At 65.4% G+C, this 12,077-nt stretch carries 12 protein-coding genes, 1 tRNA gene and 1 pseudogene; 4 read left to right on the top strand and 10 right to left on the bottom strand.

The genetic code is table 11. The annotated features are described in order from the left end of the window. Window positions 1-112: 112 nt before the first annotated feature. On the top strand, window positions 113-3,568 hold the full coding sequence (locus tag ACWCPF_RS30615) for a glycosyltransferase (protein ID WP_451048336.1): 3,456 nt from the start codon (window positions 113-115) through the stop codon (window positions 3,566-3,568). A gap of 6 nt (window positions 3,569-3,574) precedes the next feature. Here the strand turns inward: ACWCPF_RS30615 and ACWCPF_RS30610 are convergent, their stop codons facing one another. Beyond that, on the bottom strand, window positions 3,575-4,273 hold the full coding sequence (locus ACWCPF_RS30610) for a hypothetical protein (protein WP_451048335.1): 699 nt from the start codon (window positions 4,271-4,273) through the stop codon (window positions 3,575-3,577). Between the two features lie 655 nt (window positions 4,274-4,928). Here ACWCPF_RS30610 and ACWCPF_RS30605 point away from each other — a divergent pair. The 3 genes from ACWCPF_RS30605 to ACWCPF_RS30595 all read left to right on the top strand — a co-directional run bounded on the left by ACWCPF_RS30605 (window position 4,929) and on the right by ACWCPF_RS30595 (window position 6,578). Further along, complete coding sequence (locus ACWCPF_RS30605; protein WP_451048334.1) at window positions 4,929-5,402, top strand: hypothetical protein; 474 nt, start codon at window positions 4,929-4,931, stop codon at window positions 5,400-5,402. A 118-nt stretch (window positions 5,403-5,520) separates the two neighbouring features. After that, window positions 5,521-5,598: transfer RNA gene (locus ACWCPF_RS30600), tRNA-OTHER, on the top strand. A gap of 230 nt (window positions 5,599-5,828) precedes the next feature. Beyond that, entirely contained in the window at window positions 5,829-6,578 is a 750-nt protein-coding gene (locus tag ACWCPF_RS30595) for a hypothetical protein (protein ID WP_363189290.1), read from the top strand. 46 nt (window positions 6,579-6,624) lie between these two features. Here ACWCPF_RS30595 and ACWCPF_RS30590 read toward each other — a convergent pair whose 3' ends face one another. The 9 genes and pseudogenes from ACWCPF_RS30590 to ACWCPF_RS30550 form a co-directional block, all read right to left on the bottom strand. Continuing rightward, window positions 6,625-7,479: a nuclease-related domain-containing protein gene (locus tag ACWCPF_RS30590; protein WP_451048333.1), complete on the bottom strand. Its 855-nt coding sequence runs from the start codon at window positions 7,477-7,479 to the stop codon at window positions 6,625-6,627. A 107-nt stretch (window positions 7,480-7,586) separates the two neighbouring features. Further along, entirely contained in the window at window positions 7,587-8,960 is a 1,374-nt protein-coding gene (locus ACWCPF_RS30585) for a tyrosine-type recombinase/integrase (RefSeq protein ID WP_451048332.1), read from the bottom strand. Beyond that, window positions 8,957-9,151: a helix-turn-helix transcriptional regulator gene (locus tag ACWCPF_RS30580; protein WP_132888890.1), complete on the bottom strand. Its 195-nt coding sequence runs from the start codon at window positions 9,149-9,151 to the stop codon at window positions 8,957-8,959. The genes ACWCPF_RS30585 and ACWCPF_RS30580 overlap by 4 nt, the downstream gene beginning before the upstream one ends. Further along, a pseudogene (locus ACWCPF_RS30575) lies at window positions 9,127-10,445 on the bottom strand (replication initiator). Before ACWCPF_RS30575 ends, ACWCPF_RS30580 begins: the two are co-directional and overlap by 25 nt. Window positions 10,446-10,575: 130 nt before the next feature. After that, window positions 10,576-10,821, bottom strand: coding sequence for a SpdD protein (locus ACWCPF_RS30570; protein ID WP_451048331.1), 246 nt, complete (start codon window positions 10,819-10,821; stop codon window positions 10,576-10,578). 13 nt (window positions 10,822-10,834) lie between these two features. Beyond that, window positions 10,835-11,029, bottom strand: a complete 195-nt coding sequence (locus ACWCPF_RS30565; RefSeq protein ID WP_451048330.1) for a hypothetical protein — start codon at window positions 11,027-11,029, stop codon at window positions 10,835-10,837. A 9-nt stretch (window positions 11,030-11,038) separates the two neighbouring features. Continuing rightward, window positions 11,039-11,230: a mobile element transfer protein gene (locus ACWCPF_RS30560; RefSeq protein ID WP_350818302.1), complete on the bottom strand. Its 192-nt coding sequence runs from the start codon at window positions 11,228-11,230 to the stop codon at window positions 11,039-11,041. After that, complete coding sequence (locus tag ACWCPF_RS30555; protein WP_451048329.1) at window positions 11,230-11,421, bottom strand: hypothetical protein; 192 nt, start codon at window positions 11,419-11,421, stop codon at window positions 11,230-11,232. The genes ACWCPF_RS30560 and ACWCPF_RS30555 overlap by 1 nt, the downstream gene beginning before the upstream one ends. Before the next feature lie 19 nt (window positions 11,422-11,440). Beyond that, the gene (locus ACWCPF_RS30550; protein WP_451048328.1) at window positions 11,441-12,076 is read right to left on the bottom strand and encodes a DUF2637 domain-containing protein; all 636 of its coding nucleotides are present in this window, start codon (window positions 12,074-12,076) and stop codon (window positions 11,441-11,443) included. Between the last annotated feature and the right edge of the window lies 1 nt (window position 12,077).

Here is a 12,077-nt window from a genome sequence, read left to right as displayed (position 1 = left end):
TCCTTTTGCCGACAGGCACAGCTCCTCTTACCCTCAAACACACAGATGCAGCAGCAGAAACCCCCACCAATCACTGCACAGATCGTACGATCGTCACGAGGTGAGGGGGCTCGTGGACATCTCCAAGGTGCGCAATCCATACGACTACCGGAATCCGGTACGTGAGGCCGCTGTCTTCGCTGGTCGGGACAGAGAAGCCGCAACCATTGCGTATGAACTCGACCAGGCTGGCGTCGACCGGCCATCTGTCTGCGTCGTCTTGCACGGTCCGCGGGCTGTCGGAAAGACAAGCCTGCTCTACGCCGCCGAACGGATGGCTGCAACACGCGGCCTTACGACCGTGCGCGTAGACCTTGTCGAAGGCGACGGGGAGCCGATCATTTTCTTCCGCAAGTTGTACGACGAGTTGGTATCAACGATTGCGGAGGAGGCCTCCCGAGTAGGGAAGGAGCTTCCCTTCGTCGTGTCCGACGTCCGTCGTGTGATGGCGGGAGCCCAGGACGCAACCTCTGTGACACCGCTCCAGTTCCCGGAAGCAATGGCCCTCACCGGGCCGGACGGCAGAGTGCCGGAAGCGGCGCTGCGCGCCGACCTCGCCTCCTTTGTACGCATGTTCGGTCACCCGGTAGCTCTGCTTGTGGACGAGGCGCAGCTGATCGCTCATGACGGCCGCGCTCTGTCGGTCCTGCGCTCCCTCACCACGCGCGTCGACGGGCTGATCCTGGTGCTCTCGGGCACATCCGGGCTCATCAAGCGAATCATGGACGTCCACTCGCCAATTCTGCGGCAGTTCAAAGAGATTGAGGTCCGCGCATTCCTGGAGTGGGAGGACGTCCAGACCTGCGTGCTGCGGCCCCTGCATAACGCGGGAATCTTTGGTGGAGTCTCACGAAGTGTCGTTTCTTCCTTGCGGCAGCTCACGGATGGAAATCCGTACGAGATCCAGCTGTACTGCCACGAGATATTCGCCCGCTGGCAGCAGGGCGTCACTGACCGTATGAAGCTCACTCCCGAGGTACTCGAAGGCATCCGATCCCGCATGGAATCGGGTCGTAACGTGCTAGATCGCCCGCTGGTCCGCGCCGTGCGGGCCATGAAAAGGCAAGAACTCATTGCCTTCAACGTTCTCACTTCTGCCCTGGGGCACGCGACACCGGACGAGGCCTGGTTCGCCTACTGTCTCCCCGGCCAACCGGAGATCACACGCGCGCAGTACGACCAGTCCAGAGAAAAACTGGTCGCACAAGGCATCCTCGCGCCCGAGGACACCGTCCGATTTGCCGTACAGACGGAGCTCTTCGACGAGGTTTACGCCCGCCTGTGGACAGCCCGCACCATTGAATCTCGGCCGCACGCTCAGGTCACCAGCCGAGGTGACCTCCGGGCCATGATGGTCAATCGGCTCTGCTACTTGCTGCACGGATTCGCCCGAAAACCCCTACAGATCTTCCAGACGTGCTGTCCCCAGATGAATGGGCGTCACGTGGAGAAGATGATCAATGCCTTGGACAAGATGCCCGGCACAGGCCCCAACGCCATCGCGCGAGTTACCTACCTACACTCCGCCATTCTGCGCGCGGGTGAACCCTCGGCTCTCGATCTCACGACTGTCACCTGTACGTACGGCGGCCACACGGTCGAACGCTGGCTGTACTCGGCGGACACAGACGACATCTCCGTGGCTGACACCGCCGGATTCAAGGCGGCAGCAGAAAGGGTTGCGGGACTTGGCGGGCGGCTTGCGGTCAGTCGGGTACGCCTGCCGCTGCGAACGTGGCCGGCTCACGCGTGGTTCCAAAAGGCCACCGGGGAGTTGCGCACTGAACTTGCAGACAATCATTACACTGCTGCTTTCAACGCCTATGGTTCCGGAGACGTACCCGCTGCCTACAGGAACTTCCGATCGTCCTTCGAATTGAACCCGGGCTGGAAGCAGGCTAATAGTCTGACATACCTTAGCTTGGCAAACGGCTTTAAGGAGGACGCTCTTAATTGGTCACAGCATGCTCTCGAACGGGCCAAAGATGCCTATCGGCGCACATTGAGCCGCTACAACGCGGCCATGGCCCACCTCCTGGCCAGTGACCGAGATGCCGCCGCCGAACATCTACTGGCAGCCGCCGCTGAGGTGGAGAACGTGGCGTTGATCAATAGAATCGACTTTCTCCTACTTCCGAATGCAGATGACGCTACACATCTGCACGAGGAGACGGATGTCGATCTTGTGGAGGCGGTACAACGGGCCCAAGCCGTAATTGGCATCGCTTCTAGCGACGCCCCTGCGGAACTGAACGGAGGAGCGACAGAAGATGGGTGGGCCGCCGCGCAGCCGCAGACATCCAGTCACCCCAGGGGCCAATCTCGACGGACGCCAGTAGTTCTGTCTATGGCCACCGAGTGGACTTCCTCCCACGGCGGGCTCAGTACATTCAATCGCGACCTGTGCCAGGCCCTGGCTGCAGCTGGCGCACAGGTCTTCTGTTTGCTACTCGACGCTACCGCTGTGGAGATCGCCGCTGCCGACGAAGCAGGCGTCACTCTGCTTCCGGCCCCGGAAATTCCCGGAGCTTCCGAGGACATGCGGCTCACCAGCCGTCCAAAGCAACTCGGCGGAATCGTGCCCGACCTCATCCTGGGGCACGGTCGGATCACCGGACCTGCGGCGCAAAGACTAGCCGAAGACTTTTTCCCCACCGCCCGGCGCCTGCACTTCATACACATGGCGCCGGACGAGATCGAATGGTATAAGGCAGACCGCGGAAACGACATGGGCTTGCGCGCTGAGGAACGGACCACTATCGAGCGCACTCTCGGGAGCACAGCACACCGTGTAGTCACGGTTGGGCCTCGGCTACACAAACAGTTCCTCGACGAATTCAGAAGCCCACAGGGCCTTCCCCCTTTGCGGCTCGATCCTGGATTCGACTACGCCGCCCCAAGTACAGATCTCACTCCGCCGCAGGGATCCCCGTCCCGGGTCATGCTTCTGGGTCGCGTGGAGGATGCCGAACTCAAAGGCGTCGACCTTGCCGCCGCCGCCTGTGGTCGGGTCGCGAGGTGGCTACGCGAGGATGGCCTCAGGGGCCTCCGGCTGCTGGTGCGCGGCGCACCCGCAGCCGCCGTAGACGAAGAACGGAGCAAGATCATTACCTGGGCTGCAAGTCCTCTGCTGGATATCGTGGTCCGTGCCTACACTTCGGTGCAGCCCCGCATTGACGACGATCTGAAGACCGCCAGTCTGGTGATCATGCCGTCACGGCGGGAGGGGTTCGGCTTGGTTGGGCTTGAGGCGATCACCCAAGGCATTCCAGTTCTGATCAGCTCGGAGAGCGGATTGGCCGATCTACTGCGCGAGACGCTGGGGCACGAGCAGGCGAGCCAGTTTGTGGTCGAACTGTCAAGAGACGATGAGAGGGACACTGACAAGTGGGCTCGGGCTATCGACCGGAAACTACGGGACTGCGATGGCGCTTTCCGGCAGGCAGCCGATCTCCGTAACGAGTTGGCACAGCGGGTTCCCTGGAATCGTGCAGCCGCCGTAGTACTCGGTGAGATGCCGGACCAATGACCGGACTCACTCTCCAAATGCCGCTGCGGTGACTTCGCATTCCAGTTCCGCACGGTAATGCTCGTAGGTCTCAATGTTGCTGACCTTAACAAGCACGCAGAAGCGCTCCACTGAGGACAACTGTTTGGCTACCTGTGCGTACTCGCGCCGCAGGAAGTGAATCGCAGCCAGGTTGGCCACCGACGTCTGCCCGGCCACCAGGAAGACCGGGCATGAGGACTCCTCAGGTGTGAACTTCGCGACGAGGGCGTACTCCTGATTACCCCGGTCAAACAGGTACTTTTCCCTCCCGACTTCAATGGCGACCGAGTCCTGCCGAGTGTCGTCGTAAGGATGGATGAAAACCCCGGGCAGGTGGGCAGCGAGATGACCACCAGTGCGGTTGTTCGCGCCGCCGGTAGGCCCACCAACACAGAATTCAGTACGGCCATCGTTGCTGCCACGAAAGTTGCCGGACTCCACCGAGACATGACAGCCCAACTCTCCAGCAAGCAAGGCCAGTTCCACGACTGCCCTTATGTCCCGGTAGTGGGCGGTAGCAGGCGAGTTGTACTTGTTGCCCAGCACGATCAGACACGTCTGGCCGGGCCGGACACCAAAGAATGCCGCTCTCCTATTCACCGCCCGAGCACGCTTTGCCCTTTCCTGCAACCAGACGAACCCACCACCGAGCAGGCTGGTCACGAGTCCGATTGCGATGTTCACGAGCACCGACTGAATGGCGTCCCCCTCCCTCTGACAGTCATCGTTTCACGGCCGAGCGAACGCACGCCACTGCACCACAAGCGCACGAGATCGAGCGGGGTACCACGGTGAAAGCCACCGAGACCGAGGGGCAGCAACCCAGGCGTTACCCCAGGTCATCAGCCTAATCGTCTGCAAGTGATCGCAGCTTCCCAAGCTGGTGGCTCGCGCACCGTCGTAACGGACCAGCCGTCGCGGCTTGCTCTGGTCGACGTCACAAGCCGGTAGCGTGGCTGAGGCGGGTGGGAGTACAGCGAGGCATACGCGTGCGTGATCGGCCGGCGCACCCGCCGTCGTGGCTGACTGTCGTCGGCTGGGCTTCGTGCCACTGCCGTGCCAGATGCAGGGGTCAGCCACGGTCAATGAGGGAGTCTCGCGGTCGAGTTCTCAGCAGCTAGAACAGGTATCGAAGCCCCAGCTCAGCGGCATGATCCCCCCGCCTCTCTCCTAAAGCGGTGCTTGCTTCACGACCATCAAAAGGGCAGTTAAGTGAGGTCGGCCGGCCAACCGAGGTGAGCGGGAGTCCCAACTCAGGCCTGCTGCCGTTGCCGACGCCCGATAGCGACGGGCTGCGAGCGCCCTGTCCACGGGGACCGCACTCTCGTACCTTGCCGACATGGATTGGACACCGCTTCTGGCCACGCTCCTCGGTGCCGCGATCGCTACGGGCTCCGCCCTGCTAGTTGAGCTTCGAAAGGATCGGCGTGAAGCAGCCACGGAGTGGAGGCGAAGCAAGCGAGAGTTGTATGGCGCCTATCTCGGGGTGCTGTCCCAGGTGCGAAGCGAACTTCAGCTCATCATCTTGGATCGCGGCATGTCGGAAGCTGAGCGCAAGATCGCAGCCAGGCAAAGCTTCGCAAGGTGCTACGAGATTCGCTACCAACTGGAGGTCTTCGCACCACGAGCCGTTGTTGAGCCGGCGCTGGACTACTTTCGTAGCGTCCGTCGGGCGCGGGATGCAACCATCAGGGGGATGTCGAACGGTGACGAGGGGTACGAGATCGCATTTCAGGAAGTGATGGAAGCCCTGACCGCTGTGCGCGCTGCGATGCGTCTCGACATGGGTACAGACACGCTTCCTACCGACTGAGACGGGGCGGTCACTCCAAACTTCCAGCTCTGCGGGGGAGGCTGAAGACTCCCCCGCATCCTCTCATCCAGCCGTGGCCTATCCGTGGACTCGCCCCGCCCGATCTGCCAAATGCAGAGCCCCTGACCTGCTGCTTCGTCTAGGACCCAAGCGGCCTCCGGAGCCGTGTGCGCAGGTTCGAATCCTGCCGGGGGCACCTTGAATCAGGTGCCCAAAGACCCCGCCACCAGCGCTTTCGCTGAGGACGGGGTCTTGGCGTATGTGCAGGCAGATGCAGCCTGGAGCGGCCGTATGTCGGCGTCTGTGGACGAGGCGTGGACGGGATCTTGGAGCATCGCCGCAGGTCGCCGACTACTTCCGACGACAGGGCGACTAGCACGCCCCCAGCCGCGAAGTCTGCGGCGCCCGACTGCTTAGATCGCTGGCATGACGGACTGGTCGCAGCTCAACCACGCCTACGGCACGGCAGAAGACGTTCCCGGTCTGCTCGACAAGGTGAGCCAAGCCCCGAATGACTCAGACTGGACCGAGCTCTGGTCCCGACTATGCCATCAGGGCACCGTCTACTCGGCGAGCCACGCGGCCTTGCCGGCCCTACGAGACATGGCGCGCCAGTGGTCGCCTGCGGACAGACAGGCACCACTCTTGCTGGCCGGCGCGATCGCGGCCAGCACTGACCAGCCATACGGCGAGCAGGATCCCCACGTGGCCTACGCCTCGGAGATGTCCGACCTGCTGCAACTGACTGAGGAAGCTCTTCGGGATCCGAGCCTCAGCGATGATCCCGGAACTTACGTCTACTTGCTCGCCGCACTCCTCGGCTTCGAAGATGTCGAGGTTTGGGGCGAACAACTCGACGGCCTGAACGACGACGAGTACGAAGTGCCCTGCCCCGCGTGTAGCGCCGAGAACTTCATAGCCTTCGGTGAGTACGGCTTCTTCTCGACTACGGACAGCATGTACATGAACGAGACCGCGGCAAAGAAGAACCCTCTTCAGCCCGCAGACTCCTCAGCACTGGAGGGGCTTGCCCAAAGACTGCACAGTCGCGCGCTCGCCGACAACCAGGCTGATGTCGCGGTCAAGTTGACTTATCTTTTCGGCAAGGCGCAATGCGCCGACTGCGACGCTGTCTTCAACGTCGCGGATGTCATTGCAACCCGTTGGAACGGGTGAACCACTTCCGGCGGGGATGACTGACCCCTCGCTGAGGCGGGCTGGCTCAGGCCTGGCTCCAAGCCTGGCGATGACGAGCGACGCTGTACACCTGCTCGACCTGCTCGGCCGTCAGCACCCCGGAGAGCGGCGCCAGTGCTGCCACCTGACGCTCCTGGTACACGCGCACGCTGAGCTGTGTGGCAACCACCTTCAGATCGGTCACGCCGACGAAGACGAGCACCGGCTCCACCGGGACGGGAAAGCCGCAGTAGCGCTCAAGCACTCGGGCTACACGCTTGGCCTCAGCCCTGCTCTTACGCGCATAGGGCGCCGGCTTTCCGTGATCCACCTTCACAGAGTCGTCGCCGACCCATACAGCCCTTTTGTGATGGTGTTTCGTATTGATGCTGAACACGCCACCGGGCCCGATCAGCAAGTGGTCCACGTCCACCTTGTCGGCCAAGAGGATGGAATGCAGTACGCGCCAGCCGTGCCGCTCCAAGCGGTTCAGCTCGGCTCCCACCCGCTGCTCCCCCGCCAGGCCCTTCCGCCAGGAGTCCCACTCGGCGGGGCGCCGCAGGAGCTGTAAGACGACTCGCTTGATCAGGCCTGGCCCGGATTTGTCGAGCAGAGACTCACCGGGACGGTTGGTGGACAGGTCGTCGGCCGCCGTCAGAGGCGGCAGCAGCGGGGGCCCCTCAGCCTTGGGCGTCCTGGGCGTCTTCTGCGGCGCGACCGGTTCGGGGTTGTTCCGTAAGTGATCAGTCAGCACGGCGATCACGTCGTCGCGATACTCGGCGACCAGGACCGTGATGTCCCCCGTCTTCACATCCGCCCAACCGACCGCTGCGCCTTCAGGCAGGTTCGCGTACAGGCGATCATGTCCGTATCGCTTCCAGCGCGTGACCTTCAGCTCCACGAGTTCCCCCTCGTCCGCTCTCGGCTCAAAGCGTCGCAGCAGGTGGGGCTCATGACGAGAGAGGCCCCGGACAAGTTGCCCGGGGCCTCGGTGGGGTGCAGGGTGCCTCACTCGTATTCGCGGAGCAGATCCTCGATACGTCGGTTGGCGACGTCCTGCCGTCCGTCGAGGCACTTCGCGTAGCGAGTTAGCAACACCTCGACGCTGTTGCCGGCGCGCTCGGCGACCTCGGTCGGGTCGACGCCGGCGTTGAGCCACGTGGACAGCGCGGAGTGGCGGAGGTCGTACGGCCGACTCGCGAGCGGCGAGGAGGCGGCGGCCGGCGGAAGCGCGAGGAGCCGGGCCTCCTGCCACACGCGGTAGTAGGTCGAGGACGGGACGACCGAACCTTTCTCGCTGAAGAACAGGCGCCCGTCGTCCGCCGTGCCAAAGGTGGCCAGGTGCTCACGGAACACGGCGACGAGGTGAGGCGGAATGGGTACCCGCCGGACGTCCTCGGTCGGCCGGTTCTTCAGCCCACGGTCGTCGTGGGTCTCCCCAGAGTCGGTCCACTGCTTGCCGACCGATGGGCGGGTTCGGTGGAGCAGCGCCGAGCCCCAGCCCTGTTCCGGCAGTATCAGGTCCGTCTCGGCGAGGCCGACCGCTTCAGCCGGCCGGAGGCCACCGAAGTACATCGCGGCGAACAGACCCACGAGACGACGGCCGCGGGCACGTCGGTATCCGCCCACATAGGAGACGGCCGCCAGGAGGTTGCGAGCCTGCTCCGGGTTGGCGACTACGCGCGGGTCCACCTGATTGGACACTTTCGGTTTCTGCCAGCGAACCGCCGTGATGGGGTTCTCGCGCAGCTCCCCCAGGTCGACCGCGTAGTTCGCGGCATTGACGAGCGTCCGACGCTTCCGCCGCACGGTCTCTGCAGCTGCCGCCGTGCCGTCGAGCTTGAGCTTCAGCGAGTCGAGGACCGCGCGGGCTGTGGCGGGCTCAGCAAGATCGGCGAGCGGTCGGGAGGCCTTGGACACCCAGCGCAGAACGTTCCGCACGTCGTCCGGGACTTCCCGATCGTCGGGCCCCGGCAACACGAAGGCCCAGTTGCGTAATGCTTTGCGGATCACCTCATCGGACGGCCGTCCGGCACGCTCGTCGAGGAGCTCCAGCGTCACGCTGGTGAGGGATTCATTGATGCCGTCCCTCGTATTGGGGGCGGCATGGGGCCACTTCATGGCGAGGTATCTGAGGGCGAAGGCGTACCAGGACACGGCCGACTTCTTCTCTTCCAGCGAGGCCGGAAGGCCCGACTCGGTGTCGAACTCTTCACCGTCGCGCATCGCTCGCATGAGCTTCGTGCGGAAGTGGTCGGCGAGCGCCTTCGTGCGGAATGACTCCGAGAGCACGTTGCCGGCAACGGACCAGCGGACACCGTACGAGGGCGTCTTGGTGTCCCGCTTGCGAACCGCCCAGACCTTCACGTCAAGGGACTTCACGCCGCCGCCTCCAGCTGTCGAAGCCACGTGGTGAAGTCGCTCCGCCATACCCGGAGCTCTCCGTTGGGCAGCTTGAACGCGGCCGGCCCGTATCCCAACTCCCGCCAGCGGTAGAAGGTGCGGCGAGAGACGCCGCCCAGCTCGTCCAGGACCTGGCGAACGGTCATCAGCTCGTCGCGACGGGCGTCCATGTCGGTTCTCCTTCCGTTCCGGCAGCGGGTTCGAGGGATGCGGACAGCCAGGCTTCGGCGCGGGAGAGGCCGGTTCCGGCGAAGACCCAGTGCGAGAGGACGAGGGTCGTCTCCGTCGGTTCTGTCTCGACCACCGCGGCAACCTGTGCGCGTCGCCAGTCGGCGCGGGCAGTACGCAGGGCGCCGAGGGTGGTGGAGTAGCGGCGGGATTTGGTGGAGAAGTGGCCGCGGAAGCCGAGCATGTGCGCCCAGGCCCGTAGGCGGAGCTCGGCGAGCTCGGGGCGTGCGCCGAGGGCCCAGGCAACGCGGATCATGCGTCGGGCGTGTCCGGAGATGCGTGCCTGGGCGAGTTCGGCGAGGAACTTGAGCGGGCGGTCGAGCGTGCCGGTCGCCGTCTCGGCTCCCTTGGTCGCGTACTTCGCGATGTAGGACGCTACGGCTCGTTCGGTGAGCTCCTGGCCGTCGTCGAAGTCGGCGGATCGGATCGTGCGGACGTCGAGTTGGCGGCCGAAGGCGAAGGTATGGGCGCGTCCGTCGATGGTCGGGCCGTCGACGCGGGCGGCGGAGGCTGCGGCCTGGATGGCGTCGGTCAGGAGCTCTGCCGTCGCCCAGGCGGGCGGTGGGGTGTCGCCGCCTTCCGGGCCGTCGATGCGGATGACCGCGTGGAAGTGCACGGCACCGCGCTTCTGATACTCGGCGACCTTGGCGAAGGAGATCCGGGCGTGGTGGCGGAAGGTGCGTTGGGTGAGGCCGGCGCGCTTGGCGACCTCCCGGCGAAGGTAGATCGAGAAGCGCCGCCAGAGGTGCCCGGCGTGGGCGTTCCAGAGGACGGACGCTTCATAGTCGTACCGGTCCGGGTCGAGGGGCGTGCCTAACGTGCTGTCGTTCTCGTCGTGGCGGGCACCGCAGCGGCAGGGGCGTCCGTCGGTACGGCGGTTGTGGACGGGGCCGAAGCCGGGGGCGGTGAAGGTGGCGAAGACGCGGGGATGGGTGGCGACCTGGTCCGAGGTGCCTTTGCCGCCGCGTAGTCCGGCTGTGATCAGGTGGTAGGTGTCGCGGCGGTAGGTCTCGGCGCAGGCCGGGCAGCGGGTTGCGCGGCGGTTGTTGCAGCGGACGAGGAGTTGGCCGGGAGGGCGGTCGAGTCGAGGTGGTGCAGGGTGCGGCCGATTTCGCCGGTTGCCGTGTCGACGGCGTATTCGGTGCGGTGGCCGTCGAGGCGGATGGGGTGGGTGCAGCCGCCCAGGCCGGAGAGTTGGCGGGCCAGCTCGGGCATGGTTCCGAGGGAGGCCAGCATGGAGAGTTCCGCCAGCGGGGGCGGAGTCTGCCGGGTGATGATGGTGGTTCCTTTCGGCTGTTTCTGCGGTTGGGAGGGACGGCCCCGGGGCGGCGGGATGCTTGGCGGCGTTTGCCGCCCCGGCGGCCGGTCAGCGCCTGTTGGCGCTGTTCAGGAGCGAGCGCAGGACCACGGCAGAGATGGCCACGGAGATGGCCGTGATGGCGACCGCCGCCAGGAGCGCGGTGAGGACGACACCGCCAACCAGGACAGCGGCCACCTGGCCCGCGTAGGGGCTGAGCGAGCGGCCGGCCCTGGGCGCCGGGACGTGGTGCTGCTCGTGGTGAGTCAGGGCCGACGGCGGAACAGGAACGTCGGGCAGCTTGGGGCGGAACATGGCGGAGCTCCTTTCAGCGGTTGTCGCCGTTGACGACCCCGACCCCGGAGCGGGTGCCGGACTCGATGGCGGGTGCGAGGAAGGTGTGCGAGAGCCAGAAGCCGAACAGGGCGATCACGATGGCGACCCACATGCGGACTCCCAGGAACTTGATCGCTGCCCAGGCGATGACGCCCAGGACGAAGACGAGCGGGAGCGAGACGGTCACGGGATCTCCTCAGCGGACGCGGCAGCGGTGGGTGCGGGCAGCGAGCTCGGCGGCGGCGCGGGTGTCGAAGTCGTGGGAGAAGCCGCAGCGCGGGGCGGTGCAGACGGCGGTGTGCTTCTCGCGGCCGCGGCCGTCGTAGGCGGTGCCGACCTGGACGGGTCCGATGCGGACGACGTTGCGGAAGCGGCGGTTGGCGGGCATCAGGGGAGCTCCTCAGGGTTCTCGCCGGTGAAGTCGGCGACGTGGTCGGCAAGCCAGCGCAAGATCTCGTCGCCCTCGTAGCTGTCGGCGGTGAGAATCACCGGTTCGGCGATGAGCACGGCTTCGGTGAGGCGGTTCTGACGGGTCAGCTCGGCGGCGCGGTTGAGCGCGCGGAGCGTGGACGGACGCAAGATGGAAAGTCCTCCGGAGTCAGGCGAGTTGGGCGGCAATGGCTTCGGCGAGCGGGAGCGGAACGCCGAGGCGGGTGGGAAGAGTTGGGGTGTCGATGTCAATCCCGGTCCGGGTCCGGTGGTCGTCGGCGACCTTGCGGGCGAGGGCGACGAGGGCGGGCGGGACAGGGGCGGAGGAGGGCTGTGCGGCCGGTTGCGGGTCGGCGGCGGGCAGCGCAGGGGCGGTAGTCGTGACTGGTGTGGCCGGAGCCTCGTCCTGATCCAGGACCGGTACCTCGTCGCCGTCCGGGGCCGGGGCACCGTGCGCGAGGAGCGTTCCGCCGAGGAAGGCGACCGCGGGCCACCCGGCGACGAGGATGCGCAGCCAGGCCGGGACGTCCTCGAGGTCGAGCAGGCCGGCCGTGGCGACGTTCGCGCCCAGCGACGCGACCAGGGCGACGACGAACCAGCACCAGCCAGCGGCTTTCGCCGTACCGGAGCGCAGCCGTCGCCAGGCCGCTACGAGGAGCAGGTCAACGCTGATCGGGTAGGCCCACGCCTTCCAGCCGTCCTGCCCGGCCGCCGCAGCGAGGTCGTGCAGATGCGCGAAAGAGAGCGCGGCGGCGATGGCCGCTTGGACCAGTACGGGGTCGACGCGGATGCGGTGGGGGCGCATC

The sequence above is a fragment of the Streptomyces sp. NPDC001858 genome (assembly GCF_053594615.1).
This window is presented reverse-complemented; position numbering and strand designations above follow the sequence as displayed.

Bases quoted from the DNA above. Each gene is read 5' to 3' on its own strand.
- ACWCPF_RS30580 (WP_132888890.1), bottom strand. From the start codon at position 9,151: ATGGACGCCCGTCGCGACGAGCTGATGACCGTTCGCCAGGTCCTGGAC.
- ACWCPF_RS30550 (WP_451048328.1), bottom strand. From the start codon at position 12,076: ATGCGCCCCCACCGCATCCGCGTCGACCCCGTACTGGTCCAAGCGGCC.
- ACWCPF_RS30595 (WP_363189290.1), top strand. From the start codon at position 5,829: ATGACGGACTGGTCGCAGCTCAACCACGCCTACGGCACGGCAGAAGAC.
- ACWCPF_RS30570 (WP_451048331.1), bottom strand. From the start codon at position 10,821: ATGTTCCGCCCCAAGCTGCCCGACGTTCCTGTTCCGCCGTCGGCCCTG.
- ACWCPF_RS30560 (WP_350818302.1), bottom strand. From the start codon at position 11,230: ATGCCCGCCAACCGCCGCTTCCGCAACGTCGTCCGCATCGGACCCGTC.
- ACWCPF_RS30605 (WP_451048334.1), top strand. From the start codon at position 4,929: ATGGATTGGACACCGCTTCTGGCCACGCTCCTCGGTGCCGCGATCGCT.